This window comes from Erwinia sp. V90_4, from assembly GCF_029967685.1.
In the GTDB taxonomy this organism is placed as follows: domain Bacteria; phylum Pseudomonadota; class Gammaproteobacteria; order Enterobacterales; family Enterobacteriaceae; genus Erwinia; species Erwinia aphidicola.
On sequence record NZ_JASCAQ010000001.1, the window covers coordinates 371043 to 397385 of the forward strand.

21 protein-coding genes are annotated in these 26343 nt (G+C 56.3%); 12 read left to right on the top strand and 9 right to left on the bottom strand.

Annotated elements, in window-relative coordinates; genetic code table 11:
- Window positions 1-29 precede the first annotated feature (29 nt).
- Together QLG07_RS01765 and QLG07_RS01770 are read left to right on the top strand one after the other, a co-directional pair.
- Entirely contained in the window at window positions 30-1550 is a 1521-nt protein-coding gene (locus QLG07_RS01765) for an aldehyde dehydrogenase family protein (protein WP_282468334.1), read from the top strand.
- Window positions 1551-1761: 211 nt separating this feature from the next.
- Window positions 1762-3186 (top strand): cytosine permease, encoded by a 1425-nt coding sequence (locus QLG07_RS01770; protein WP_282468311.1) that lies wholly within the window; start codon window positions 1762-1764, stop codon window positions 3184-3186.
- 33 nt (window positions 3187-3219) lie between these two features.
- Here QLG07_RS01770 and betA read toward each other — a convergent pair whose 3' ends face one another.
- A complete protein-coding gene (gene betA / locus QLG07_RS01775) occupies window positions 3220-4896 on the bottom strand; it encodes a choline dehydrogenase (RefSeq protein ID WP_282468312.1) in 1677 nt (558 codons plus the stop codon).
- A 19-nt stretch (window positions 4897-4915) separates the two neighbouring features.
- Complete coding sequence (betB, locus tag QLG07_RS01780) at window positions 4916-6385, bottom strand: betaine-aldehyde dehydrogenase (RefSeq protein ID WP_282468313.1); 1470 nt, start codon at window positions 6383-6385, stop codon at window positions 4916-4918.
- Between the two features lie 200 nt (window positions 6386-6585).
- Between betB and QLG07_RS01785 the strand changes: the two genes are divergently transcribed.
- The 3 genes from QLG07_RS01785 to QLG07_RS01795 all read left to right on the top strand — a co-directional run bounded on the left by QLG07_RS01785 (window position 6586) and on the right by QLG07_RS01795 (window position 11477).
- Complete coding sequence (locus QLG07_RS01785; protein WP_282468314.1) at window positions 6586-8169, top strand: BCCT family transporter; 1584 nt, start codon at window positions 6586-6588, stop codon at window positions 8167-8169.
- Between the two features lie 1022 nt (window positions 8170-9191).
- Complete coding sequence (locus tag QLG07_RS01790; RefSeq protein WP_282468315.1) at window positions 9192-10169, top strand: glycosyltransferase family 2 protein; 978 nt, start codon at window positions 9192-9194, stop codon at window positions 10167-10169.
- 6 nt (window positions 10170-10175) lie between these two features.
- Window positions 10176-11477 carry a flippase gene (locus tag QLG07_RS01795; protein WP_187498058.1) on the top strand — a complete coding sequence of 434 codons (1302 nt, stop codon included), beginning with the start codon at window positions 10176-10178 and terminating at the stop codon, window positions 11475-11477.
- A 10-nt stretch (window positions 11478-11487) separates the two neighbouring features.
- Here QLG07_RS01795 and QLG07_RS01800 read toward each other — a convergent pair whose 3' ends face one another.
- Together QLG07_RS01800 and QLG07_RS01805 are read right to left on the bottom strand one after the other, a co-directional pair.
- Window positions 11488-12822, bottom strand: a complete 1335-nt coding sequence (locus QLG07_RS01800) for a sodium:proton antiporter (protein WP_282468335.1) — start codon at window positions 12820-12822, stop codon at window positions 11488-11490.
- Window positions 12823-12908: 86 nt separating this feature from the next.
- Window positions 12909-13475 (bottom strand): NADPH-dependent FMN reductase, encoded by a 567-nt coding sequence (locus QLG07_RS01805; RefSeq protein WP_282468316.1) that lies wholly within the window; start codon window positions 13473-13475, stop codon window positions 12909-12911.
- Between the two features lie 236 nt (window positions 13476-13711).
- Between QLG07_RS01805 and hemB the strand changes: the two genes are divergently transcribed.
- The gene (gene hemB / locus QLG07_RS01810) at window positions 13712-14692 is read left to right on the top strand and encodes a porphobilinogen synthase (RefSeq protein ID WP_048915774.1); all 981 of its coding nucleotides are present in this window, start codon (window positions 13712-13714) and stop codon (window positions 14690-14692) included.
- A gap of 123 nt (window positions 14693-14815) precedes the next feature.
- Here the strand turns inward: hemB and QLG07_RS01815 are convergent, their stop codons facing one another.
- Both QLG07_RS01815 and QLG07_RS01820 read right to left on the bottom strand, forming a co-directional pair.
- Entirely contained in the window at window positions 14816-16279 is a 1464-nt protein-coding gene (locus QLG07_RS01815; RefSeq protein WP_282468317.1) for a HAMP domain-containing sensor histidine kinase, read from the bottom strand.
- Window positions 16276-17004: a response regulator transcription factor gene (locus QLG07_RS01820; RefSeq protein ID WP_282468318.1), complete on the bottom strand. Its 729-nt coding sequence runs from the start codon at window positions 17002-17004 to the stop codon at window positions 16276-16278. The genes QLG07_RS01815 and QLG07_RS01820 overlap by 4 nt, the downstream gene beginning before the upstream one ends.
- A gap of 149 nt (window positions 17005-17153) precedes the next feature.
- On the opposite strand from QLG07_RS01820, the gene QLG07_RS01825 reads away from it, so the two are divergent.
- Genes QLG07_RS01825 through QLG07_RS01835 form a run of 3 tightly spaced genes read left to right on the top strand, consistent with a single transcriptional unit; the run spans window position 17154 to window position 18914 of the window.
- A complete protein-coding gene (locus tag QLG07_RS01825; protein ID WP_282468319.1) occupies window positions 17154-17771 on the top strand; it encodes a cytochrome b/b6 domain-containing protein in 618 nt (205 codons plus the stop codon).
- Between the two features lie 9 nt (window positions 17772-17780).
- A complete protein-coding gene (locus tag QLG07_RS01830) occupies window positions 17781-18572 on the top strand; it encodes a molybdopterin-dependent oxidoreductase (protein WP_282468320.1) in 792 nt (263 codons plus the stop codon).
- A 60-nt stretch (window positions 18573-18632) separates the two neighbouring features.
- The gene (locus tag QLG07_RS01835; protein ID WP_282468321.1) at window positions 18633-18914 is read left to right on the top strand and encodes a pentapeptide MXKDX repeat protein; all 282 of its coding nucleotides are present in this window, start codon (window positions 18633-18635) and stop codon (window positions 18912-18914) included.
- A 109-nt stretch (window positions 18915-19023) separates the two neighbouring features.
- On the opposite strand, the gene QLG07_RS01840 is transcribed toward QLG07_RS01835, so the two are convergent.
- From QLG07_RS01840 to QLG07_RS01850, 3 genes are all read right to left on the bottom strand, one after another.
- On the bottom strand, window positions 19024-19587 hold the full coding sequence (locus tag QLG07_RS01840) for a pentapeptide repeat-containing protein (protein WP_282468322.1): 564 nt from the start codon (window positions 19585-19587) through the stop codon (window positions 19024-19026).
- A gap of 626 nt (window positions 19588-20213) precedes the next feature.
- Entirely contained in the window at window positions 20214-20516 is a 303-nt protein-coding gene (locus QLG07_RS01845) for an EthD family reductase (RefSeq protein ID WP_048915778.1), read from the bottom strand.
- 63 nt (window positions 20517-20579) lie between these two features.
- Window positions 20580-21404 (bottom strand): helix-turn-helix domain-containing protein, encoded by an 825-nt coding sequence (locus QLG07_RS01850; RefSeq protein ID WP_282468323.1) that lies wholly within the window; start codon window positions 21402-21404, stop codon window positions 20580-20582.
- Window positions 21405-21609: 205 nt separating this feature from the next.
- On the opposite strand from QLG07_RS01850, the gene QLG07_RS01855 reads away from it, so the two are divergent.
- The 3 genes from QLG07_RS01855 to QLG07_RS01865 are packed head-to-tail and all read left to right on the top strand — an operon-like array spanning window position 21610 to window position 26245.
- Window positions 21610-23184, top strand: a complete 1575-nt coding sequence (locus QLG07_RS01855; protein WP_282468324.1) for a sugar hydrolase — start codon at window positions 21610-21612, stop codon at window positions 23182-23184.
- A 39-nt stretch (window positions 23185-23223) separates the two neighbouring features.
- Complete coding sequence (locus QLG07_RS01860; RefSeq protein WP_282468325.1) at window positions 23224-24618, top strand: MFS transporter; 1395 nt, start codon at window positions 23224-23226, stop codon at window positions 24616-24618.
- A gap of 25 nt (window positions 24619-24643) precedes the next feature.
- Window positions 24644-26245: a carbohydrate porin gene (locus QLG07_RS01865; RefSeq protein WP_282468326.1), complete on the top strand. Its 1602-nt coding sequence runs from the start codon at window positions 24644-24646 to the stop codon at window positions 26243-26245.
- The last annotated feature ends 98 nt before the right edge of the window (window positions 26246-26343 follow it).

Sequence of the window (26343 nt, forward strand, 5' to 3'; positions counted from 1 at the left end):
ACGGCGATGACCTCAACAGGAGTACGATGATGCGCTATGCATACCCGGGCACCACAGATTCACTGATTACCCTGAAGCAGGAGTATGGCAACTACATCAACGGCGAGTTTGTCGCTCCGGTCAACGGTAACTATTTTACCAATACCTCGCCGGTTAACGGTTCGGTTATCGGCAAGTTCCCGCGCTCTGATAAAGATGACGTTGAAAAGGCGCTGGATGCCGCCCACGCCGCTGCGGAAGCCTGGGGGAAAACCTCGGTGCAGGCGCGCTCCCTGACGCTGTTGAAAATTGCCGATCGGCTGGAGCAGCATCTGGAAACGCTGGCGGTCAATGAAACCTGGGACAACGGTAAGCCGGTGCGTGAAACCATGGCGGCGGATATGCCGCTGGCGGTCGATCACTTCCGCTACTTCGCTGGCTGCCTGCGTGCGCAGGAGGGTACGGCGGCGGAGATCGATGAGTTTACCGCCGCCTACCACTTCCATGAACCGCTAGGCGTGGTCGCGCAGATTATTCCTTGGAACTTCCCGCTATTAATGGCAGCCTGGAAGCTGGCGCCTGCGCTGGCCGCCGGTAACTGCGTGCTGCTAAAGCCCGCCGAGCAGACGCCGCTGTCGATTACGCTGTTTGTGGAGCTGATTAGTGACCTGCTGCCGAAAGGGGTACTGAACGTGATCCACGGTTTCGGTAAGGAAGCGGGTGAAGCGCTGGCCTCGAACCCGCGCATCGCCAAAGTGGCCTTTACCGGGTCGACCGCGACCGGTGGACATATTCTGGAGCTGGCGGCGAAAAACCTGATCCCATCGACCGTCGAGCTGGGCGGCAAATCGCCCAATATTTTCTTCGAAGATATCATGCAGGCCGAGCCATCCTTTATTGAGAAAGCGGCAGAGGGGGTGGTGCTGGGCTTCCTGAATCAGGGGGAGGTCTGTACCTGTCCGTCGCGTGCGCTGGTACAGGAATCGATCTACGAGCCATTTATGGCGGCGGTGATGGCGCGCGTGAAAACCATTAAGCGCGGCGACCCGATGGACACCGACACCATGGTGGGCGCGCAGGCTTCGCAGCAGCAGTTTGATAAAATCCTTTCATACCTTGAAATTGCGCAGCAGGAGGGGGCTGAAATTCTCACCGGCGGCGGGGTGGAAAAACTGGAGGGCGATCTCTCGAGCGGTTACTACATTCAGCCAACGCTGCTGAAAGGTACCAATAGCATGCGCGTGTTCCAGGAGGAGATCTTCGGGCCGGTGGTCGGCATTACCACCTTTAAGGATGAAGCCGAGGCGATTGCCATTGCCAATGATTCCATTTATGGCCTGGGTGCCGGCGTGTGGACGCGCGATATCAACCGTGCTTACCGCGTGGGACGGGCTATTAAAGCCGGGCGCGTCTGGACCAACTGTTACCACCTCTATCCGGCACATGCGGCGTTTGGCGGTTACAAAAAATCCGGTATTGGCCGCGAAACGCACAAAATGATGCTCGATCACTACCAGCAGACCAAAAATTTGCTGGTCAGCTACAGCGTGCAGCCACTGGGTTTCTTCTGAGTGCTCACCCCCCAGGCCGGATCTCCCGGCCTGGTTCATATCTTAAGACCAGCTCCCATAACTTTTTAATATGACCCAGACGATTGCTGACTAAAGCCAAATATGGCACGGTGTTTTTAAGGTTGTATAGACAAGAATGCACAACCATTTTTCAACATGACGCTGTCGCCGCGCCGTTCCCGCGGTGGTGAGATCACTTCAGGCAAGGAGTTTGGATATGTCCGTCACATCATCGCGCGCGCAGCCTCAGCCACGCCGTCTTATCGAAACCCGCAGTATTGATTATATTCCCGACGCCGAGCGCCATGGCCGGGTGTTCAGCCAGTTCACCCTGTGGTTCGGCGGTAATCTGCAAATTACCGCGATAATCACCGGCGCGCTTACCGTAGTCCTGGGCGGCGATGTCGTCTGGTCGCTGGTGGGGCTGCTGGCAGGACAGGTAATTGGAGCCGCAGTGATGGCGCTGCATGCGGTGCAGGGGCCACGCCTTGGGCTGCCGCAGATGATTACCTGCCGCACCCAGTTTGGCGTTTATGGCGCGGTGATCCCGCTGCTGCTGGTCTGCATGATGTACGTGGGCTTTTCCGCCAGTGGCACCGTGCTGGCCGGGCAGGCGCTGGCGCATCTTGCCGGCGTAGGTGACCGCAGCGGCATGATGCTGTTTGCCGTGATTATCATGGTGGTGGCAACGTTGGGTTACCGTCTTATCCATGGCTTAGGTAAAGTCGCCAGCGTGGTTGGCATCCTGGCATTCTGCTATCTTTTCCTGCGCCTGTTTATGGAAAATGACGTCAGCAGCCTGCTGGCGAACCGCCATTTTTCTCTGCCGATGTTCCTGTTGGCGGTGTCGCTCTCCTCATCGTGGCAGATCGCCTTTTGCCCCTATGTTTCCGACTACTCGCGCTATCTGCCGCGCAGCGTTTCGGCGCGCAGCACCTTTCTGGCGGTGTTCAGCGGCACGGTGCTTGGCACCCAGGCTTCAATGACGCTCGGGGTGATTGCCGCAGCGCTGGCGGGCAGTGCCTTCTCGGGTAATGAGGTGGGTTATATCGTCGGGCTGGGATCGAGCGGCACGATGGCGCTGGTGCTCTATTTCGCCATCTGCTTTGGCAAAATCACCTTTACCACCCTGAATGCCTACGGCAGCTTTATGTCGCTGGCGACAATCGTCTGCGGCTTCCGCAAAAGTGCAGCGATTAGCGAGCGGGCGCGCATGCTGTTTATCATCGCTATGATGCTGGTCTCCTGCGGTATTGCCATACTTAGCGAACCCTCTTTCCTTAAGTCATTCACCCAGTTCCTGCTGTTCCTGCTGGCCTTCTTTGTACCCTGGAGCGCAATGAACCTGACCGACTACTACTTTATTACCCGTGGGCAGATAGATATTCCGGCGCTGAGCGATCCGGATGGCCGCTATGGGCGCTGGAACTGGACAGGCATTTTTACCTATGCGCTGGGCGTGCTGGTGCAGCTGCCGTTTGTCGCCAATGGCTTTTATCAGGGGGCGTTAGTGAGCTGGTTTGACGGCAATGATATTTCGTGGCTGATCGGCTGGGTATTTACCGCGTTGTGCTGGCTGGTAATTAATAGGCTGCGCAATCAGCCGCACCTGTCGGCGACGGTGCTGCCTGACTAAAGAAAAGGGCGAGAGAAATCTCGCCCTCAGTGTTTAACGAGGCTGGCGAACCGGTGCGCCGTTGGCCTGATAGTACGGCACCTCCACCGCTGGCAGCGGGGCACGGCCGCGGATCATATCGGCCATCTTCTCGGCAATCATAATCGTTGGCGCATTCAGGTTGCCGGTGGTGATCTGCGGCATAATCGATGCATCCACCACGCGTAGCCCCTCAATGCCGTGAACTTTGCCATCGTTACCCACCACCGCCATATTGTGATAGCCCATCGCGTTCGAGCAGGAAGGGTGGTAGGCGGTTTCGGCATGATGGCGCACGAAGTCATCCAGCTGCGCATCGCTGACGCACTCTGCGCCCGGGGAGATCTCTTTGCCACGGAATGGATCCAGCGCGCGCTGCTGCATAATCTCGCGCGTGATGCGGATCCCCGCCCGGAACTCGCGCCAGTCCTGTTCGTGCGACATATAATTGAACAGAATGCTCGGATGCGCTTTTGGATCCTTCGATACCACCTGCACGCGGCCACGGCTCGGGGAGCGCATTGAGCCAACGTGTGCCTGGAAGCTGTGGGTGCGGATCGGGTTTGAACCGTTATAGTTCACCGCCACCGGCAGGAAGTGGTACTGAATATTTGGCCAGCTAAACTCTTCGTGGCTGCGGATAAAGCCGCCCGCTTCGAAGTGGTTACTGGCGCCAATTCCCGTGCCGTTCAGCAGCCATTCGGCGCCGATCAGCGGCTGGTTGTGCAGCTTCAGCGCGGGCGACAGTGAAACCGGCTGCGTACATTCGTACTGCAGATACATCTCCAGGTGGTCCTGCAGATTGGCACCCACGCCGGGCAGGTCAAGCACCAGCGGGATGTCCAGCGAAGAGAGCAGTGCGCCGGGGCCGACACCGGAGCGTTGCAGGATCTGCGGGGAGGCAATCGCCCCGGCGCACAGCAGCACTTCGCGTTTCGCATACGCCTGCTGCGGCTGATCTTTCTGCTGCCACAGCACCCCGACGGCGCGCTGCTGCTCGAACAGAATGCGGTCGGTCAGCGCATGGACTTCAATCGTCAGATTGCTGCGCGGACGCGCCTGGTCGAGGTAGCCGCGTGCGGTGCTGGCGCGTCGTCCCTTTGGCGTGACGGTGCGGTCCATCGGACCAAAGCCTTCCTGCTGATAGCCGTTCAGATCCTCGGTGCGCGGATAACCCGCCTGCACGCCCGCCTCAACCATGGCATGGAACAGAATATTGTTATCGCTTTTCGGCGTGGTAACGCTGACCGGCCCGGCATCGCCGTGATAATCATTGCCCCCGATATCGCGCCGCTCGGCAATTTTGAAGTAGGGAAGGCAGTCGAGGTAGCGCCAGTTCTCCAGCCCCTCCTGCTGCGCCCAGTTGTCGTAATCCATCGCGTTGCCGCGGATGTAGCACATGCCGTTGATCAGCGATGAGCCGCCCAGCCCTTTGCCGCGCCCGCACTCCATGCGGCGGTTGTTCATATGCGGTTCCGGGTCGGTCAGATACGCCCAGTTATAGCGGCGGCCCTGTAACGGGTAAGCCAGCGCCGCCGGCATCTGGGTGCGGAAATCCTGACGGTAGTCGGGGCCGCCAGCTTCCAGCAGCAGCACCGTCACCTCAGGATCTTCGGTCAGGCGGGTGGCCAGTACGTTGCCGGCAGAACCTGCGCCAATAATGATGTAGTCATATTCCCTGCGATTGCTCATGGTCACTTCCCTTTACTCATTAAAAAATTGACTGATAACGTTCCATCGAGACCTGCACCGACTTGATGCGGGTGTAATGGTGGAGAGCGGTTAAGCCGTTCTCACGACCAACGCCAGACTGCTTGTAGCCACCTACCGGCATCTGCGCGGGGGATTCTCCCCAGCTGTTAATCCAGCAAATCCCCGCCTCCAGCTGGTGGATAATCTGGTGAGCTTTCGCCAGGTCGGGCGTGACCACCCCAGCGGCCAGGCCATAGACGGTATCGTTGGCACGCTGAATCGCTTCCTGCTCGCTGTCATAGCTGAGAAGGCTCATCACCGGGCCAAAGATCTCTTCGCGCACGATGGTGTGGCTGTCTTCACAGTCGGTGAAGATGGTGGGCTGCACCCAGGCACCGGCATCGAACATCCCACCGGTTATCGCCGCGCCGCCGCTCAGCAGGCGCGCGCCTTCACGCAGGCCGGAAGCGATATACCCGAGCACCTTGTCACGATGCGCGAAGCTGGCCAGCGGGCCAAAGTTGGTGTCCATTTCCAGCGGATCACCCGGGCGAATACGCTGCACGCGTTCGAGCAGTGCCGCTTCCAGCTCCGCTTTGCGCGCGCGCGGGACAAATACGCGGGTGCCGTTGGTGCACACCTGTCCCGAACTGTAGAAGTTCGCCATCATCGCGATGTCGGCGGCCAGTTCGATATCGGCATCGGCGAGGATAATCAGCGGCGATTTACCGCCCAGTTCCATGGTGACCTCTTTCAATGAGGACTCCGCAGCAGCGGCCATCACTTTCTTGCCGGTCGGCACGCCGCCGGTGAAGGAGATTTTTTCAATGCGCGGATGAACGGTCAGCGCCTGGCCAGTGCTGCCGCTACCCTGCAACACGTTGAATACGCCGTCCGGCACGCCCGCTTCGCTGTAAATCGCCGCCAGCTTCAGCGCGCTGAGCGGGGTGATCTCACTCGGTTTGAAGATCATCGCGTTACCCGCAGCCAGCGCCGGGGCCGACTTCCACAGGGCGATCTGAATGGGGTAGTTCCACGCGCCGATCCCGGCCGTGACGCCCAGCGGTTCGCGGCGGGTATAGAAGAAGCTGCCGCTGCGCAGCGGATACTGCTCGCCTTCAATGGCACTCGCCAGCCCGGCGTAATACTCCAGCACGTCTGCGCCGGTAACGATATCCACGGCCGTGGTCTCCGACAGCGGTTTCCCGGTGTCCAGGCTCTCAAGCAGAGCAAGTTCGGCATTGCGCTCGCGCAGCAGCGCCACGGCGTTGAGCAGAATACGCCCGCGCTCCGTGCCGGTCATGGCGGCCCAGATACGCTGGCCGCGTTCGGCGCTCTCCACCGCACGTTCAACGTCGGCGGCAGTGGCAATTTGCACCTGCGCCAGGCTTTCCCCCGTGGCGGGATTGATGGTTTCGAAGGTCTCTGTGCCGCTGGCATCCGTCAGGCGGCCATCGATATACAGTTTCTGAATGGGAAGTTGAGCCATATGACTTGTCCTTAAGTTGGGGCTTACGTGCTGCCCGGTGCTCCCAATCTGTGATGCAGATTACGGGAAAGAATCGGCTGTTTTATTATTGATTGAACGTTCAATTAAAATACTATAGGCTCACCCAATGTCAATGAGATGATGTTCAATTGATAATGAGATGTTGCAAAATGGTTTGTGAGATGAACAAGGAATGATGGATGACAGTGGAAAATCGCAATACGCATCAAGATGAATCGGTGAGCCTCAATCGGCCGGTTTTTGTCAGTTCATCGCTGGTGATTTTAGTTCTCGGCATCCTGCTGGTGCTGTTCCCGACAGGCAGCGAGCAGTGGCTGAGCCACGCGCAACTGTGGATAACCGATGTGTTTGGCTGGTACTACATGCTGCTGATGGTGCTGTGCATGGGGTTTGTTTTCTGGCTGGCCTGTTCACGCCACGGTAACATCCGGCTCGGTAAAGAGGGGGAACCCCCGCAGTTCAGCTATCCGTCATGGGTGGCGATGCTGTTCTCTTCTGGCATCGGTATCGCGCTGGTGTACTACGGCGCTTATGAACCACTCGACCATTTCCTGCAGCCCCCGGAAGGGGCAGGCGGCACCGTGGAAGCGGCGCGACAGGCGATGGCGATCACCTTCCTGCACTGGGGGCTACACGGCTGGGCGCTGTATGCGCTGATTGGCGTGGCGCTGGCCTATTTCGCCTATTGCCGCGGTCAGCCGCTGGCGCTGCGCTCTGCACTCTATCCGCTGTTTGGCGAGCGCACTCACGGCTGGCCCGGGCATCTGGTGGACAGTTTTGGCATCCTGGTCACGGTGATTTCGATGGTCACCAATCTCGGGATCGGCGCGCTGCTGGTCAACTCTGGCCTCAACTATCTGTTTGGCGTGCCGCAAACGCCGGGTGTGCTGCTGGGGTTGATCGTGGTGATGATGATCGTGGCAACCTTTGCAGCGGTCAGCGGCGTAGAGAAGGGCATCGCCATGCTGTCGAATATTAACGTCGGCTTCCTCTGCCTGCTGCTGCTGTTTGTCTTCCTGAGCGGGCCAACGCTCAGCCTGCTGAACGGCATGCTGCAAAACGTGGGTGACTATCTCTCCACCATTGTCAGCCGCAGCTTTGATGTTTACCTGTATGGTAAGGCGGAGAAGTGGCAGGGCGCATGGACGCTGTTTTACTGGGCGTGGTGGGTGGCATGGGCGCCGTTTGTCGGGCTGTTTATTGCCCGTATCTCAAAAGGCCGTACCATTCGTGAACTGATCCTCGGTGTGCTGCTAATCCCGCTCGGTTTTACCCTGGCGTGGCTCTCCATTTTCGGCAATACCGCCATCAGCCTGGTGCTGGAGCACGGCGATGCGATTTTAGGAAAGGTGGCGCTGACCGACCCGCCGATGTCGATATTCAAACTGTTTGAGAATCTGCCGTTCACGCACATTGTGTCTGGCTTTACCGTGGTGATCAGCTTCCTGCTGTTCCTGACGCCGGTCGATTCCGGCACGCTGATGATCGCCAACCTCTCCAGCAAGGGTGGAACCTCCAGCGATGATGCGCCGGCCTGGTTACGTATTTTCTGGGCGGCGGTGACCACTCTGGTCTGCGCCGGGCTGCTGTATGCCGGGAACTTCAATGCGATGCAGACGGCGGTGGTGATTTGCGGCGTACCGTTCTCCGTGGTGATCCTGCTGTATATGGTCAGCCTGCATAAAGACCTGATGCGCAAGAGCCGGGAAGCGCAGCCGCAAAAGCTGTCGCCGCCACCGGCTGATGCCAACGTTAGCCACTAAACTTCGCGTCACACTCATCTGACCGCTGATTTCCCCTCTTTCAGCGGTCACCTTCTGTTCCATCATACTGGCCACCTTCCCACCGATCCCAGCGCGAAAAGCCATAAGGTCGGCCAGTGGCTGCCTTTACGTCAGGCCAGCATCAACCGGCAATAACGCGCCTCTGCAGTGGGTTGACCGTCAGTTGGTCGCGATTTCTCGATGATTAATTTGTTAACCCGGAGTTCACTGATTAAAGGAATTTATCTTTGACGCGAGTTTTGTCGCCTGAACGCGAGGAAATGTTGTCGTCATCGGGTTTTACTAATGAGAATCAGCGTGGGGAAACCGTAACCGGGTGTGACTTTGTGGCTGATGATGTCGCCGCTTTACGCTGAAAGTGTGATTTACATCGCGCTGGCTGATGCTTTTTTTGGCTGAAAAGTGGCGAATCTATCAGAATTATCTGTTTTAAACGGTTCTGAATTGCCCGGGTTTGTTACCGCGGTGGTTTGCCGTTCTCCCCTCTAAGCTAAAAAGAGTGTAAATATTACACCAGGATGAATTTAGAACGGTCAGGAGGCGAGGGGAGCAGTCAGGAGGCTAAGCTACAGATTTTATAGGAAACCTCGGTTTTGACCTTCTGCCACTTAACGTGTGAAATAAGAATATCCTCATCCTACGCTTACGGTTGGCAATAAATTTACACTAAGAATATTCCTGGTGGCACTTTTGGTTTATTGACCGTTAATATTAAAAACCACGTCCATTTTTTTCTTAAGTTAACCTTAATGTAATCATTAGCGATAAATTACGTTTTAAATAATTGGATTTAATTATCCCCGCATCGTTTAACCTTTGTTTATTTGATTTCCAACTAATGATTTCACTGAAGATGTTTCAGGGTTTCTTATCTGATTCTTAAGTGATTTCTTTGGCAATGTCGGCTTTATCCGAAACCCCGCGCAGGAATTAATATGGCGTTGATATTTTATTTTATCTGGTGTTAATTAAATTAACTTCGAGCTTAAGAGATTTACGTGATGACTCAAAAATTGCTGTCAGTGATCATCCCTGCGTATAACGTGGCTAACTATATTGTTGAGTGCGTTGATTCATTACTGACACAAATTCCGGCACCGAACGAACTGATTATCGTTAACGATGGTTCAACCGACGACACCCTGGCGCGCGTCGAAGCCCACTATGCGACAGAATCCCGCGTCCGAGTGGTGACGATTGCCAACGGCGGATTAGGGCATGCACGCGACTATGGGATAGCCATGGCTGAAGGGCAGTTTATCTTCTGCTGCGACCCGGATGATGTTGTTTGTGAAGGGTTTTATGACGAGCTCGCCGCAACCTTTAAACGCTACCCCGAGCTGGAACTGTTCTGCTTTAACTCGCTGATGTTTGAAGATGACGACTCTGGCCGCACCTATCCAAAAGTTCAGCACCACCAGTTCGGCCTGCTGCGCCCGCAGGAAGTGTTTACCGGGCTGCTGCGCAGCGGAGCCTACACTTCAGCGACCTGGAACTATGTGCTGAAAAAAGAGATCATCGATAGATTTAATATGAAATATATTAAGCGCCTGCATGAAGACCACTGCTTTACGCTGGAAGCCTTTATGCGCTGTCGCGTCGCGTATGTTAGTAAAAATCTTTATTACAAACAGCGTATTCGTAGCGGTTCGCTGACTAACAGCAGCAAAGGGGAAAGTTTCTTCCGCCAGCGCTACGATGCATTTATTTGTTCCTATGAAAAACTGCTCAAGCTGTCGGAAGGATTACCCGAGCGCGCAGAATTACGTCGGCTCTATTTAATTCATTCATTCAGGTTAATGATAAATCTGTCACTGGCGGCGGGCCAGCGGATGCCGGACTACGTTAAAAACTCGATTCATTATCTCGGGAAAAGTCTGAAACCGGGCTGTACGGGCAACTGGCTATTGTTAAGACAGCCCGAACTGTACTCTAATCTGGTTAAAATAAAGCGAGGACTTCGCAAGGCACAAGGTTAGAGACTGATGGCAAAAGTAATTGATAAAAGCTTGTTAATAAATGTTCTCTCACTGCTGGCCTATCGTGGCGCTTCATTTATCATCCCGCTGGTCACATTGCCGTATCTGGCACGTATCCTCGGGGTTGAACATATGGGGTTACTGGCGCTGGGCCTGGCCTGCGTGATGTACTGCAGTACCATCTCCGACTGGGGGTTTAACGTCTATACCACCAAAGATATCGCGCAGCATCGCGATGATAAGCTGAAGGTGACGCAGCTGTTCTGGTCCACCTTCAACGCTAAACTGGTGATGGGCTGCGCGACGCTGGCGATCCTGCTGCTGGTAACCTGGTTTAATCCCGCCTGGCATGCGCTGTTCTTTATTGTGCTGGCTAACTCCACGGTGCTCTTCGGTCAACTGCTGTCATTTGGCTGGTTAATGCAGGGGTTCGAGAAGCTGGGCAAAACGGCGGTGATCTCCACTGTGGGCCAGCTCTGCTCCATCCCGCTGACTTTCCTGCTGGTGAAATCCCCGGAAGATACCTGGCTGGCGGCGCTGATCCCAGGCGTTGTGGCGTTTATTACCGCAATTATCACGTTGACCTTCGTAGTGAAGATGCGGGTTATTGGATTCTATCGCTTTGAGCCGAAAGAGATTATGCAGCGCATCAAGGACAGCCTGCATGTGTTTCTGGCCATTTTCGGCGCTAACATGTTTAACAACATCAACGTGCTTATTCTTGCCAGCATGACCAGCACCTATATGGTCGGTTTATACAACGGGGCGGACCGCCTGAAGAAAGCGGCGAACTCGGTGCCGGAGCAGATTGGCAATGCATTCTTCCCGCGCGTCAGCCACCTGTTCCACAAGGACCGTGCAGCAGCGATTGCCGCCACGCGTAAAAGCATCAGCCTGTCATTTTTGCTCAGCGTTTTCATCGTGGTATTCACCTTTTTCTTCGCTGATTTTATCGTGCGCATCCTGCTGGGCGCCGACTTCCATAACTCGGCTGACGTGCTGCGCGTGGCAGTGTGTGGCTTTATTTTCGGCAACGTAAGCTACCCGGCTGGCTTGCAAATCCTGATCCCGCACGGGCTGGCGAAGCAGCGTATGCACGTAATGTTTATCGTCGGACTGATCAACATTCCTATCTGCTGCCTGCTTGCCTGGCAGTTTGGGGCGGTCGGTGCGGCCAGCTCGCTGGTACTCTCCGAGTTCCTGGTGTTCGTCGGCATCCTGCGCATCATGATTAAGCACGATATCCTGAAGACCTATCTCGCCCGGCCAGCGGTTTTTAAACAGCCTGGTAACGAGCACGCAGGCTGAGTTACTGGCGTCAGTGGCGATCGATACGTGACTGACGCCAGTTCAACCACGGCGTTACCGAGATGCCGTGTACCACCACGCTGGCGACGATCAGCGTAAACGCCATATCCGCCATCCGCGTCACTTCCTCCCCCGACAGTCCGTGGGTATAGGCCCAGGCAATATAGTTAATGCTGCCAATTCCGCGAATGCCCAGCCAGCCAATCGTGGCGCGCTGCAGGCGCGGTGTGTGCATGCCCAGCGTGGCAATCCAAACCGACAGCGGGCGAATAATCAGGAACAGCAGCGCGGCCAGCACCAGCCCGTCCACGTTCCAGTGCTGCGCCAGCGTCACCCCAAGCACGATAATTATCACCGCGGCAAACAGCCGCTCGATGGTATCGCCGAAGGAGAGCGCATCGCTGACCACCAGCCCGGCAGAGCTGGCCGGATTGGTGCCCTCAATCATATGGCGGGCGTTGGGGTTAATCAGCTCTTCAGCCGGTGGATGACAGTCGCTATCCTGGAACTCTTCGGTCGGGAAATGGCGCACCACGCGCATTTCGGCGCGGCGCAGCCCAACCCCGGCGGCGAAAGCGGCGAGAAAACCGGAAGCATCCAGCGCCTGCGCTGCGCTGTAACTCAGGGCAATCAGCGCCAGCGCCAGGAAATCATTCGGGGCAACATCCTGATGCGTGTGGCGCAGGTGCGCGGCATACTGCCCAATCAGCTTGCCGAGCACAAAGCCGATAGCGCTCCCGCCGACCACCGCCCACAGCACGTCGACCAGCGCCCAGTGGCTGAGGTAAGCCCAGGACATTTCTCCGCTGCCGGTCAGCAGCGCCACCGCCAGCATCAGCAGCGGCAGGGCGGTGCCGTCATTCATTCCGGCCTCGCTGGAGAGCGAAACGCGCAGATTATCGTTATCGCGTGCGTCGTTGACTGAAATCAGGCTGGCGAGCACCGGGTCAGTGGGGGCGACGATAGCGCCAAACGCCAGCGCCAGCGGCCAGGAGAATCCGGCCAGCCAGTGTGCGGCCAGCGTCACGCCTGCCACCGTCAGCAGCATGCCTGGAAACGCCAGACGCAGCCCCATATGCCAGCCGGGGCTTTTGATCGGCAGCCGTAGCTTCAGCCCGGTGATAAACAGCGAGGCGGCCATGGCAATCTCAGTCAGGTTTTTGGCCAGCGTGGCGTGGGCAGCAATATCCACACGCAGCAGGTCCAGCACCCACGGGCCGCAGAGGATACCGGCAATCAAATAGAGAGCAAACGCCGTCACCGGGCCGCGCGTAATCCAGCCCGATGCCAGCGACATCAGTAATAACAGACCGCCGGTGGCGGCGGTCCAGCCAAGAAATCCCATCATCACTCCTGAATCGATTTTGCAATCTATTCAGTATGGACGGAATATGGCGAAGCGGCACAAACGACTGCCGCATTTGCGCGCAGTCAGTTGTTGCGACGTGCCAGCAGGGCGAGCGCTTCCAGCTGTGCGCTGAGATGATGACGCGTGCTTTCGTCAGTCACGGTGCCGCTTTCCACATCAATACGCGTGGCGGCCTGGCCAATCATAATTTCCGGCTTATTCAGCACCTGAGCGTTAAGAAACACCATGGATTGACGCAGATGATACTGCGCACGCGCACCGCCAATGGCCCCCGGCGACGCGGTCTGGATCGCCACCGGTTTCCCTGCCAGCGGGTTATCCGGCAGGCGCGACAGCCAGTCGATGGCATTTTTCAGCGCGCCCGGCACCGAATAGTTATATTCCGGCATCACAATGACCACGCCGTCTGCCGCCGCAATGGCGGCCCCCATCGCCAGCACGGCGTCAGGGAAACCTTCCGCCTGGATATCGGCGTCATAGTGGGGGAAGTCGGCAATCGACCCCAGCGGGCTGATCTCTACCCCGGCCGGAGCCAGCTGCGGCAGGCTGTTAGCGACAACGGCATTCAGTGATGCGGCCCGCAGGCTGCCGAGCAAAGTAACAAACTTCAGGGGAGCGTTCTGACTCATGGTGGTTTCCCTATATTGACGGTAGGTTGCTCAATAAAAGCGCTAACCCGTTAATTTTACAAGCGCTATTATGAAATATCTGTAAATACTTATGCGCATTCTGTGCCGTTGTGAGGTTCAGAAAAGCCCGCAAAGATTGTCATCCGGCGCCCGGAAGTATACTGTTAGCACACTATTCATCTTTCTCTCCACGGAGTTCTCTTATCCGCTGGATGACCCGCTAAACTGAGGTTGTTGTGTCCACTTACTCTCCCGCTCAGCGCCCAAGACGCCTTCGTCAAACCGCTTCTCTTCGCTCCCTGTTCCAGGAAAATACTCTTAGCCTGAACGATCTGGCGCTGCCGATCTTCGTTGAGGAAGAGATTGACGACTATAAGCCGATTATGGCGATGCCGGGCGTGATGCGTATTCCTGAAAAACGCCTGGCGTATGAGATTGAGCGCATTGCCAAAGCGGGCGTGCGGTCGATCATGACCTTTGGTATCTCTCACCATACCGATGCTGACGGCAGCGATGCCTGGAATGAAAACGGGCTGGTGGCGCGCATGTCGCGTATCTGTAAAGAGACCGTGCCGGAAATGATCGTGATGTCCGATACCTGCTTCTGCGAATACACCAGCCACGGCCACTGCGGCGTGCTGCACGATCATGGCGTGGACAATGACGCGACGCTGATTAACCTCGGCAAGCAGGCGGTAGTTGCGGCAGCAGCCGGAGCGGACTTTATTGCTCCTTCTGCAGCAATGGACGGCCAGGTGGGCGCGATCCGCCAGGCGCTGGATGCGGCAGGCTTTACCGATACTGCCATCATGTCCTACTCCACCAAGTTTGCCTCATCCTTCTACGGCCCGTTCCGTGAAGCGGCGGGCACCTCGCTGAAAGGTGACCGTAAAACTTACCAAATGAACCCGATGAACCGCCGTGAAGCGATCCGCGAATCGCTGATCGACGAAGCGGAAGGCGCGGATGCACTGATGGTGAAACCGGCGGGTGCCTATCTGGATATCCTGCGCGACGTGCGTGAACATACCCGGCTGCCGCTGGCGGCGTATCAGGTAAGCGGTGAGTACGCGATGATTAAGTTCGGCGCGCAGGCGGGGGCCATCAGCGAGATCGATGTGACGCTGGAAAGCCTGGGGGCGATTAAACGCGCCGGTGCCGATATTATTTTCAGCTACTTCGCGCTTGATCTTGCCGAGAAGAAAATCCTTTCCTGAAAATTAAGGTAGGGGCCAGGCATGCCTGACCCCTTTTCCGGGCGAGGCATGCCATCGCCCCTACGGCCACCTTTGTAGGGGCTGACCCTCTTTTTCGTTCAGCCCACCTGCCTGACCCGTCTTTCATACCGGCACAAAAAACTGGAAACAGGCGCCGCGTTGCGGGCGATCGACCAGCTTAATATCGCTATCATGCAGCTGCAAAATGCGTCGCACGATCATCAATCCCAGCCCGCCAGCGCGATGCTTGCGCGCATTCAGCAGCGAAGGGCGCACAAACAAATCTTCACGCAGCTCGGCGGCTATCCCCGGGCCACTGTCGTTGACCTGCACCTGTACTTTACCTGTCTGCTGCATCATCTCAATCTCAATCAGCCCATGCTCTGGCGTATGCCGTAAGGCGTTATCCAGCAGGTTGGTCAGCACCCGTTCCATCATGCCGAGGTCGGCCGTTACCAGCGGAATCCCCGGCGCGCTACTTACCCGGATTTGCTGGTGGCGGGATTCCGCCGTCAGCTCAAACTTTTGCATCACATCCTGCACCAGCTCGCTCAGGCAGAATCTCTCCTTTTGCGGTTTCACCACGCCATATTCCAGCCGCGCCAGTTCGAACAGCTCTTGCGCCAGGCGGCCCACTTTCTTACTCTGCGCCAGCGCGATGCCAAGGTAGCGCTGGCGATCCTCAACGCTGAGCGTATCGGCTTTCACCGATAGCGTTTCCAGATAGCCGTGCAGTGAAGTGAGTGGGGTGCGCAGATCGTGGGAGATATTCGCAACAAACTCTCGCCGCATCTGGTCCTGCTGCGTCAGGCTCTGCCACTGCTGGTCGATACGCTGCGCCAGCTGGATAAACGCCTGCTGCAGCTGTGCGACTTCATCCTGCGGCTTGCCCGGTGGCGGGGCGTGTGCCAGCGCGCGGATGGCATCAATGCCGTCGTCATCCAGCCCGGACACCTGCCTGGTCAGCCTGCGCACCGGGCGCGTGACCCAGCGGAAGGCAAAGAAGCCGGCAATGCCGCCCAGTAGCAGCACCAGCCCCATCGAGCGCAGCGCCATCAGTACCGCCGTGTGGCGTTGCGCGGCGGCGGCCAGCAGTGAATACTCCTCGCCCTGCAGCACGATATAGATGTACCCCTGCACGCGGTCGCCCATTTTTAACGGCGCGGCGCTGAACACCTGCGGCCGTGCCGGGTCGCGCGGGTTATCGCCGTAAACCGGCATCGCCGCACCCGCCTGCAGCTGGTTCACTGGTGCCAAATCAACCTGCTGGATTTGCAGTTTTCCCGGCGGGGCAGCATTGGCAATGATCTTGCCGCTGCTGTCCAGCAGATACACTTCCACGCTCGGGTTAACCGCCATCAGCTGATCGAACAGCTTGTGGACCGCGCCCCGATCCAGCCCCTGCGCGCTGAGCAGCGGGTTATTAGCGACAATCTGGCTGGCGAGGTTAACCGACAGCCGCTGCGTCACGGCCTGACTGTACTGGCTGGCGGAACGCACCTGCAGCCAGCCAGAGATGGCGCAGCAGGCGATTAACAGCAGGATAAACACCAGCATCAGGCGCTGCGAGAGCGTGAGTCGTTTCATATATTTTCCCGGGCGTCGTGCGCCTCAGCGACAAATTTATAACCCTTGCCCCAGACGGTAAGTATGCGCTGCGGCTCGGCGGGGTTAGCTTCGATTTTGATACGCAACCGGTTGATGTGTGTATTCACCGTATGCTCATACCCTTCGTGCTCGTAGCCCCATACCTGATTCAGCAGGTTCAGGCGCGAAAACACTTTGCCGGGGCTTTTGGCAAAGAAGTAGAGCAGGTCGAACTCGCGTGGGGTGAGCTCAACGGGATGCCGATCGAGCATCACCTCGCGTGAAATCGGGTCGATAACCAGCCCGGAGAAGCTCAGCGTTCCGGCATCCATTTTCAAATTGCGGCTCATCGCCTCCTGGCGGCGAAACAGCGCCTTAACCCGGGCCACCAGCTCCAGCATCGAAAACGGCTTGGCGAGATAATCGTCGGCCCCCAGCTCTAGCCCAAGCACGCGGTGTACTTCGCTCGAGCGGGCGCTAATAATGACGATCGGCGTGTAGCGCGTCATGTTGCGCGCGCGGCGGCAGATCTCAAGCCCGTCAACACCCGGCAGCATCAGGTCGAGGATCAGCGCGTCCCAGCCGCCTTTTTCCAGCAGTGCCGCCCCCCGATCCCCGTCGGCGGCGTGGGTGATTTCATAGCCCTCATCGCGCAGATGCAGCGCCAGCAGATCGGCGATATCGCCATCATCCTCCACGATTAAAATACGTTTGCCGTTTTCCATTCTGCCCACCGCTGTCAGCCTTAATACATTCAGTTTACACACCCGACTGCCGCGGAGTTATCACATTTTGTTTAACTCTGCGTGAGGTCTTCGGGAACTTATCCGGGCAATACTGCTTCATCGCAACGGAGTCGCTGAGGGTAAACATCATGAACGTGTCAACCGGGGAAGCAGGCAGCCGGCCTGAGATTATCCATCCACTGTGGCTGCGGCTGACGCACTGGCTCAATCTGCTGGCGGTGCTGATGATGATCACCAGCGGCTGGCGCATCTATAACGCCTCACCGCTGTTTGATTTCAGCTTTCCCGCTGAAATCACCCTTGGCGGTTGGCTCGGCGGCGCGCTGCAGTGGCACTTTGCCGCCATGTGGCTGTTCGGGTTCAACGGCCTGTTTTACCTGGTAATGAACGTGGCCAGCGGGCGGATAAAGCGAAAATTTTGGCCGCTTAATCTGCGCGGGCTGCTGGCGGACCTCGGCGCGGCGCTGCGCGGTAAATTGCAGCACAGCGATCCGTACCACTACAACATGGTGCAGCGGCTGGCTTATCTGTTCGTGATGTTTGACGGCGTGATCCTGGTGCTTTCCGGGCTGGTGTTGTGGAAGTCGGTGCAGTTTCCGCTGCTACGAGAGCTGCTGGGCGGCTATGAGACGGCGCGCTATGTGCACTTTCTGGCAATGGCCTCGCTGCTGGGATTTGTGTTGCTGCACGTCGTGATGGTGGCCGTGGTGCCGAAAACGCTGCTGGCCATGCTGCGCGGACGTTAAGGAGAGACGATGAAAAAGATCATAAGCACGATATTCAGCCCTGCAGAGACGCAGGACGTGGTTAAAGAAGCGCAGCGGCTGATTGCCCGCCAGCTTGAGTCCTCTTCACGCCGCCGCTTTCTGCGCCAGGGGTTAACCCTCGGCGGCATGGCGATGCTGACCGGCTGTGACATCAGCGATAACGCGGGAGTCGAGAAGGCGCTGAACTCGGTTTCCGGCTTTAACGACCGCGTGCAGCACTGGCTGTTTGGCAGTGACCGCCTGGCACCGGAATATCCTGAATCGGCCATCACGCGCCCGTTTCCTTTCAACGCCTTTTATGGCGAAGAGGATATTCCGCAGGTTAGCGGCGCGGAGTATCGCCTGAACATCGCCGGAAAGGTGCTGGATAAGCGCAGCTGGTCGCTGCCCGAGCTGTACAACATGGCGCAGGTCAGCCAGGTGACGCGCCATATCTGCGTCGAGGGCTGGAGCGCGATTGGTAAATGGGGCGGGGTACCGTTTGCCGACTTCCTGCGGCTGATCGGCGCTGACCTCAGCGCGCACTATATCAGCTTCAAATGTGCCGACGACTACTACACCAGCATCGATATGAAAACGGCGCTGCACCCGCAAACGCTGCTGGCGCTGACTTATGACGGGCAGATCCTGCCACCAAAGTACGGTTATCCCATGAAGCTGAGGATGCCGACCAAGCTGGGATATAAGAATCCCAAGCATATTCAGGTTATCGAAGTGACGAATACCTTCCCGGGCGGTTACTGGGAAGATCAGGGCTACAACTGGTTTGGCGGCAGCTAACGCCGCGAATCGCAACTCTGTACCTGCACACTCTGTGCAATTCACTATTAAGGAAATACCATGAAAAAGTTAATCAATGCAGTCGTAATCTCCGGCGTGATGATGATGGGGCTAAGCGGGGCGGTACACGCAGCGGACAGCATGAAGAAAGATAGCATGAGCCATATGTCCCACGACTGCATGGGCAAGGATTCAATGGGCAAAGATAAGATGGGCCATGACTGTATGAAAAAAGACGGCATGAAAAAAGGCGCAATGTCGAAGGATGCGATGAAGAAAGACGCAATGAGCAAGGATTCTATGGGTAAAGATGGCATGAAAAAGGATGCCATGAGCCAGTAATAGGCTGAACGCGGGTGGCTAGATGCTGTACCATCCGCGTTACCCCCTACCCGAATGCTTCGATGCTGTTGCGTAGAGATGCCAGACGGTAACATGATGTCGTCCAGCATTAAGAAATGGAAATACCCATTCTCTTAAGGATTTTATTCCCTGCAATTTGAGGCAACTTTATATTATTGATAATATTTATCTCATGATTGATATCGAGACCTTCCGTATCCGAAAAGTCACAGTCGGAAAGATCTGTTCGGCGAAACTCGCAGTATGAAAAGGCAGAATTTGTAAAGCAGCTTTTCTTGAGATTGCAATCCTCAAAGGAACACTCCTTAAAGGAGCAGTTGCTGAAAGCACTATTTTGCAACGCCAGATTAATAAAATCGACTAAGCTGAGTCGGCAATCGTAAAAAGAGAGTGAGTGCGGAATGGTCAAACCATTAAGCGAAACCCCTTGAATAAAACAATTGCGGAAAATGACATCGTTCATTCTCATAAATGACTGAGTTATCAGCCCGATTGAACTATCTGTAAACCTGCAGTTTTCGAACTCAAACTGACGCAAACGAACTTTTTCAAAGCTGCACCCGATGAAATCACAGTCAATGAAAGTACAGTTTTCTTGAGCTACGTCCCTGACCTGCAGCCCTGTGTAGGTTTGATGTAGGTACTCAATCATTTATTCTCCTGGGCATAATCGCACTAATAAATGCCTGCTCAGGAGTCTGAGCGTGCCCAGCCACCGCAATGCCCGCGCCACCTAATCCTATTCCAATGTTAGCTAAAGGTGACTGTCGTGAAATTCTAAGTACATCAGTAGATAGCATCGTGTCAAACTCACGTATTCCTGAAATATTCCTATTCATAAATATCCTTATTAGTCTAAATGAATCCTGTGCATGTTTGCTAGCCAGCGTTTACACATTACTTTTTCTGGTTTTTATGTCAATTGATATTTTTAATGTTTTCTGGTCTGAGGGGTGTTCAATTTTTTATTGTCTATTTTTTTTGAGCTTTCTATTTTTCAGATAAGTTCGTTATGTTATTGGGTCGCTTCGGATGTAGCCCTTAGCGTGTTAACAAAAGGTCCGACAGATAGATGGAGTTTAATGCTGTATTTTTATGATAATTGAAGTTCTATGCGTGGCACCGATCACATTTTTTAATACTACGGCGCAACCAAATATCAAGAGAACATGTGCCATCCGTCCACGATTGGACTGCAGCAGAAATAAAGTATCGGCAAGCAGCAATAAGCCGCAGCGTAAGTGCGTGGGCGAGGGAAGTTCCGCCGCCCACGGGGTTTTACCCGACGTGCAATACCTCGGAGACCATCTTCTGCGACTCAACGTTAGTAAAATTTTTCACATCCGCGACAAACTCCGCACCATGCGCATCAATCACCTGCTGGAACTCCTCAATGCTGTTGCAGTAAACATGGCAGGCGGCAATAAACGGCGCGCTGCTGTCCAGCGGCGTATCAATCTCATAGGCGACACACTTATCGCCCATGCGCGCTTTAAGCAGCGGCAGATGTACATCACGGTAATAGTCGTGGTCGAAGTGGGCATCGGGCTTACGCGGGTAAAGTACGCTGAATTTAATCACACTAGATTCCTTTTGAAGGGGGTGGCGAAGAGAAGGATTATAACCAGCCGACGGCGCAGCGGGTTAGCGCATTGAGCGCTGCTGGCTGGGCGTCTGACCGAAGACCTGCTTATAGCAGGTGGAGAAGTGGTTGCTGTTGGCAAAACCACACAGGTAGGCAATATGGGTGATGGTCTCTTCGGTATTGATGATCCTCTCCCGGGCAGAAACCAGCCGCAGGCGCTTAATATAGTTGTCCGGCGTCAGGCCTGTGGTCTCCTTAATCTGGCGTTGCAGCGTGCGCTTACTGAGGTAGAACTGGTCACCCAACGCTTGCCAATCGATCTCCTCAAAGCAGTGCTGCTGCAGAAATCCGAGCAGCTTATGCAGCTTATATTTGGTATGGCTCTGCGTATGTTCATCCTGCTGGCAGGCCATATTCATTAACAGCTGGAAAAAACAGGCTTCCTGCCAGCCGCTGCCGAACGCCATACCGCGTGCGGGCTGTGCATTGAAAAGCTGTTGGATCAAGGTTTTGCACTGCTCTTTAGTCTGCGGCAGTAGCCAGTGATAGCTACCGGGGTGTGTCGCGTCAAAACGCGCCAGTAAGGTCTCAACGTTGTTAAGCCAGCTAAAAGAGTGCTGGCGATTGATCAGCACGTTAATCAGACGCAGGGTGCCCAGCTCATCATAAAAGTGATAATCACGATCCTTAATAAAGAAAACGTCCCCTTCCTGGATAAAGTGCGGCTTGCCGTTGATCACGTGCAGACCGTGGCCGCTCTCGACAATCACCAGCTCGTTAAATTCATGGCGATGTTCGCAGTTGTTGTCTTCCGGGTCACTGGTATACAGGGAGAACTGGTCGCGCTCTGAAGCAAAATACTGGTCAAGCTGCAGGTTGTTCATGGTTCTGATTCTCACGCTCTCTAATGCCGCCACGTTAAGGGATTTCTGCGTCCTGAGCGAACCGGCTTTACCATTTTGTGATCGCAGTCGGCACCACCTTTCCGACAGTGCCAGAACGCCATTTTGCCTGGCGGTTTCAGAATAGCTCCACTGGCTTGCTGCGCCCTAAACTCGCTGCTCTTTCGTCAGTAACAGGAGCCTCACCGTGGCCGTTACCATCCAGAAACATAGCGAATTCCGCACCCGCACCGATCTGTCGCTGCTGGCGACAGCCGATGCGGCCAAACCCGAGATTTACCGCACGGCGCTCGACCCGCAGGCCGTGGTTACCATGCAGCCTGACGCGGTCAATATTCATGGCTGGCAAAGCGTGCCGCGCTGCACACCCGCGCAGCTTTATCAGCAGAGCTTCAGCGCGGGTGACGAGTTTATTATCGATTTCGGTCAGCACTGCGTCGGCTATTTCTCATTTTGCTGTGAAGCCAGCGGCAGCCCGCCTGATGCCCCGGCACATCTGCAGTTTATATTTGGCGAAATCGCCGCCGAAGTGGCCGAACCGTTTTCTGGCTACAGCGGCTGGCTGAGCAGCAGCTGGCTTCAGCAGGAAGATCGCTATCTGGACGTGCTGCCAGCCGCGGTTACCCTGCCGCGCCGCTACTGCTGCCGCTACGTTAAAGTGCGGGTGATAGCCACCTCGCCGAAATACGCGCTGCGCTTTTCCTCGCTGCGGCTGGAGACCGTCAGTTCGGCCTGTGACAGCATGCTGCAATCCGCCGCTATTCGCGATCCGCTGCTGCGGGAGATCGACGCGGTCAGCGTGCGCACGCTGAAAAACTGCATGCAGGATGTGTTCGAAGATGGTCCAAAGCGCGATCGTCGTCTGTGGCTCGGCGACCTGCATTTACAGGCGCTGGTTAACTACCCGACCTTCGCTCACAACGCGCTGGTGAAACGCTGCCTGTATCTGTTCGCCGGAGTGACGCGGGAGGATGGGCTGGTCTCTGCCAATCTGTTTATGCAGCCGCAGGTGATAGCCGACGATACTTTCCTGTTTGACTATGCGCTGCTGTTTATCGCCACGCTGGAGGATTACGTTGCCGCCACCCACGATTTGACCACTCTGCATGAGCTGTGGCCAACTGCCCTGCGTCAGATTGAGCTGTCGCTACAGCGCCTCGACTCGCGCCACATCCTGCGCGACAGCGAAGAGTGGTGGGCATTTATTGACTGGCATGAAGCGTTGAACAAGCAGGCAGCGGCGCAGGGCGTGCTGCTGTTTGCCCTGCGTAAAGGGCTGCTGCTGGCGCAGCGCTGCGACAGCGGAAAAACCGGCTGGCTTGAGCAGACGATCGTGCAGGTCAGTCAGGCCGCGATGACCCATTTATGGGATGAGCAGCAGGGCTTTTTCATCAGCGGCGCGCAGCGCCAGGTCTCCTGGGCTGCGCAGGTGTGGCTGATGCTGGGTGAGGTGGGTGACCGCGCCTTCCGCCAGCAGCTGATCGCCCGGCTGCGCAGCCACCCCCCGGCGATCAAAATGCATACCCCGTATATGATGCATCACTTTATTGAGGCGCTGCTGGTCAACGGCGAGCGTGAGCAGGCCGTGGCTGAAATCAAACGCTACTGGGGTGGGATGGTGCAGGCCGGGGCGGATACCTTCTGGGAGCTGTATGACCCGGATAATCCGGACTACTCGCCGTATGGCAGCAAGCTGATCAATAGCTATTGCCATGCCTGGAGCTGCACGCCGGCATGGTTAATTCGTCACTTTGAACTCTGAAACAGACAACCTATAACTTATAAATTCTGAGAGATCATTATGTCCACTCCACTTTTTGCTCTATGGCGTCAGCGGCTGGGATACGGGGTTGCCGACCTTTCCTGTAACCTGGTCTGGCAGTTAATCTCACTCTACCTGATGTTTTTCTACACCGATATTATGGGCCTGCCTGCGTATTATGCCGGACTTATGTTTCTGGTCACCCGGCTGGTGGATGGCGTAGCCGATGTGCTGATGGGCTTGGTGATCGACAATACTGCTACCCGCTGGGGCCGCTGTCGCCCTTATCTGCTGATGGGCGCGGTGCCGTTTGGTGTGCTCTGCGTGCTGGCATTCTACTCGCCGGAGCTGACGATGACCGGTAGGCTGATTTACGCCTTCGTCACCTATCTGTGCCTGTCGTTCCTCTACACCTTCGTCAATATTCCTTATAGCGCCATGCTGCCGTTTATCACTAACGACTCAAAAGAGCGCACCACACTGTCGGCGGTGCGCATTGTGATGGGCTCGCTGGGCTCAACGCTGGTGGCGGTGCTGACGCTGCCCTTAGTTAACAGCCTCGGCCAGGGCAATCAGGCGCACGGTTTTCTCTACACGGCGATGATTTTTGGCGGCATTGCGGCCTTCTTCCTGCTGCTGAGTTTTCGCAGCGTGGAAGAGCGTATTCAGGTACAGCAGGAGCGCATGACGCTGCCGCGTGCCTGGCAGGGGCTGAAAAATAACCGGCCATGGGGCGTGTTCGCGCTGAATATCTTCCTGATGTGGGGGGCGTTCTTCTTTCAGACCGGCTCACTGGTCTACTTCTTTACCTACTATGTCCAGGACGCCAGCATTACCGCGATTGCTGCGGGCATCTCAACCTTTGTGCCGCTGCTGGGCACCCTGACGGTGCCGCTGCTCGCCGCGCGCATGAAAAAATGCCATGTCTACCTGCTCTCCAGCGCCATCAATGTGCTGGGGATGCTGGTGATGATTGTGGCGGATACCCAGATTATCGGCCTGCTGGCGGGTGCCACTATCCTGTCAATTGGTGCGGGCCAGCGCACCGCAATCTACTTCTCAATGCAGGCTGACCCGGTCGACTACGGCGAGTGGAAAACCGGTATCAATACCGCCGGGATCCTGACATCGGTCAATGGGTTCCTCGGTAAAGTGGCGATGGCCGGGGCGGGGGCGGTCACCGGGATCCTGCTGTCGCTCGGCGGCTACAGTGCGAATCATGCACAATCGGCCAGCGCGCTGTTGGCGATTAAAACCTGCTATCTCTATATCCCGCTGGCGCTGATTGTTATTTCGATGCTGTGGATGGGCAAATATTACCGGCTGGATAACGACTACGAGAAAATTCGTGCGGAATTAGACCGACGCAAAAAAGTCCTTTCGCCGGAAAATAATGCGCTAGAAGCGATCGCGCAGCCGACAACCCAACGCTAAGAATAATAAATTAACAGGAATCATCATGCGTAAAAGTCCTCTTTACGTGGCGTTATGCTGCGCGCTATTTACCTCCGGGATGGCTCAGGCGGCGGGATTAACCATTGAACAACGTCTGGCACTGCTGGAACAGCGGCTGGAGAAGACCGAAGCGGAGGCCAGCGCCGCTCGCGTCAGCGCGCAGCAGGCCAGTGCCAGAACGGCGAAGGCCGAAGCACGAGCCGAGCGTGCCGAGCGCCAACTGGCGGCAATGCAAGCGCCCGTCGCGGTGCCAGCAGCCACGACCCCGGCAGCCGGCAACGCGGCCGTGCCGGAGAAAGATAACGGCTTTGAGTTCTCGGGCTATGCCCGCTCAGGTGCGCTGCTCAGCGGCAGCGGGCGGGGTGCGCACGGCGGACCGGGTGTCTCACCTGCCAGTTCGATCGGCGGCGATGCGCACGTTGGCCGTCTTGGTAATGAAAAAGATAACTATGTTGAGCTGAGCTTTATTAAACATCTGCAGTTTGATGACGGGTCCAGCGCCCGGTTCAAAGCGATGCTGGCGGACGGCGCCAATAATCCCGATCCGTGGGTGCAGGATAATGACAGCCACCATATGAATATTCGCCAGCTGTATGTGGAGATGAATAACCTCGCCGATTTCAGCGGCCCGCTGGAAAATGCCACGCTGTGGGCCGGTAAACGTTTCGATCGCGATAACTTTGATATTCACTTTACCGACAGCGATATTGTTTTCCTTGGTGGCACCGGGGGCGGGATCAATGACGTGCAGTGGGCGCCGGATCTCCACAGTAATTTCTCACTCTATGCGCGCAACTTTGGGGACCTCGGCAGCGACCGCTATAACGATAATGACGTGCAAAACGTGATGCTTACCGCCAACAACTTCTACGGCAATTTGCAGTGGATGCTGACCGGCATGAGTGCGCAGGGCAACGATGACCTGAAAGGCAACACCTCGACCACGGGCAGTTATGCGCTGCGCAGCGATGATACGGCGAAAAACGGGGTTTACACCATGCTGGCCTGGCACGATAAGCAGCGCTTCTATGGCCTGCTGCCCGGCAGCTCCGAAAGCGCGATTCAGTATGGCAGGGGGCTGGGGGCGGAAGCCCGCCAGCCGGGCAGCGATGGCGACCTGACGCGCAATGCGCAGTCGGTGCGCTTTGCCTCTTACGGCATTGTGCCAGTCAGTCAAAACTGGGAGCTGGCGCCGTCGTTGATCGCCCAACACAGTGAGGACCGCTACCGTGCCGGCGATCGCTACGACTGGGCGACCTTTAATCTGCGCGCCTCACAGGCGATAAGCCACAACTTCGCTCTGCTGTATGAAGCCTCCTGGCAGTATATGGACCTTGACCCGAACGGGCGTAGCTACCTCAGCGGGGGGGCGCTGAACCGCTATCAGGCGGTGAAAGGGGATTTCTACAAGCTTACGTTTGCACCGACCTTTAAAGTTGGCGAAGTGTTCGATATCAAAGCTCGCCCGGAAATTCGTGTCTTTGCCACCTACATGAACTGGTCAAAAGACCTCGATCGTTACGCGGTAAATGACGATTTCGGCAGCGCCGGGTTTAGCGCAGGTGGTAACTGGAGCTTCGGCGTGCAGAGCGAAATCTGGTTCTGATTGGGCAGCAGATGGGAGGGGCAAGCCTTACCCGGATCCCAGCGCGATGGCCGGGTGGAAGACTATCTTCTGACGGCAAAAATGCCATCGTACAACAG

Excerpts from the sequence above, each read along its gene's own strand:
- QLG07_RS01765 (WP_282468334.1), top strand. The coding sequence starts at position 30 with ATGCGCTATGCATACCCGGGCACCACAGATTCACTGATTACCCTGAAG.
- betA (WP_282468312.1), bottom strand. The coding sequence starts at position 4,896 with ATGAGCAATCGCAGGGAATATGACTACATCATTATTGGCGCAGGTTCT.
- betB (WP_282468313.1), bottom strand. The coding sequence starts at position 6,385 with ATGGCTCAACTTCCCATTCAGAAACTGTATATCGATGGCCGCCTGACG.
- QLG07_RS01785 (WP_282468314.1), top strand. The coding sequence starts at position 6,586 with ATGACAGTGGAAAATCGCAATACGCATCAAGATGAATCGGTGAGCCTC.
- QLG07_RS01790 (WP_282468315.1), top strand. The coding sequence starts at position 9,192 with ATGACTCAAAAATTGCTGTCAGTGATCATCCCTGCGTATAACGTGGCT.
- QLG07_RS01795 (WP_187498058.1), top strand. The coding sequence starts at position 10,176 with ATGGCAAAAGTAATTGATAAAAGCTTGTTAATAAATGTTCTCTCACTG.
- QLG07_RS01800 (WP_282468335.1), bottom strand. The coding sequence starts at position 12,822 with ATGGGATTTCTTGGCTGGACCGCCGCCACCGGCGGTCTGTTATTACTG.
- QLG07_RS01805 (WP_282468316.1), bottom strand. The coding sequence starts at position 13,475 with ATGAGTCAGAACGCTCCCCTGAAGTTTGTTACTTTGCTCGGCAGCCTG.
- QLG07_RS01815 (WP_282468317.1), bottom strand. The coding sequence starts at position 16,279 with ATGAAACGACTCACGCTCTCGCAGCGCCTGATGCTGGTGTTTATCCTG.
- QLG07_RS01820 (WP_282468318.1), bottom strand. The coding sequence starts at position 17,004 with ATGGAAAACGGCAAACGTATTTTAATCGTGGAGGATGATGGCGATATC.
- QLG07_RS01825 (WP_282468319.1), top strand. The coding sequence starts at position 17,154 with ATGAACGTGTCAACCGGGGAAGCAGGCAGCCGGCCTGAGATTATCCAT.
- QLG07_RS01830 (WP_282468320.1), top strand. The coding sequence starts at position 17,781 with ATGAAAAAGATCATAAGCACGATATTCAGCCCTGCAGAGACGCAGGAC.
- QLG07_RS01835 (WP_282468321.1), top strand. The coding sequence starts at position 18,633 with ATGAAAAAGTTAATCAATGCAGTCGTAATCTCCGGCGTGATGATGATG.
- QLG07_RS01840 (WP_282468322.1), bottom strand. The coding sequence starts at position 19,587 with ATGATTGAGTACCTACATCAAACCTACACAGGGCTGCAGGTCAGGGAC.
- QLG07_RS01850 (WP_282468323.1), bottom strand. The coding sequence starts at position 21,404 with ATGAACAACCTGCAGCTTGACCAGTATTTTGCTTCAGAGCGCGACCAG.
- QLG07_RS01860 (WP_282468325.1), top strand. The coding sequence starts at position 23,224 with ATGTCCACTCCACTTTTTGCTCTATGGCGTCAGCGGCTGGGATACGGG.
- QLG07_RS01865 (WP_282468326.1), top strand. The coding sequence starts at position 24,644 with ATGCGTAAAAGTCCTCTTTACGTGGCGTTATGCTGCGCGCTATTTACC.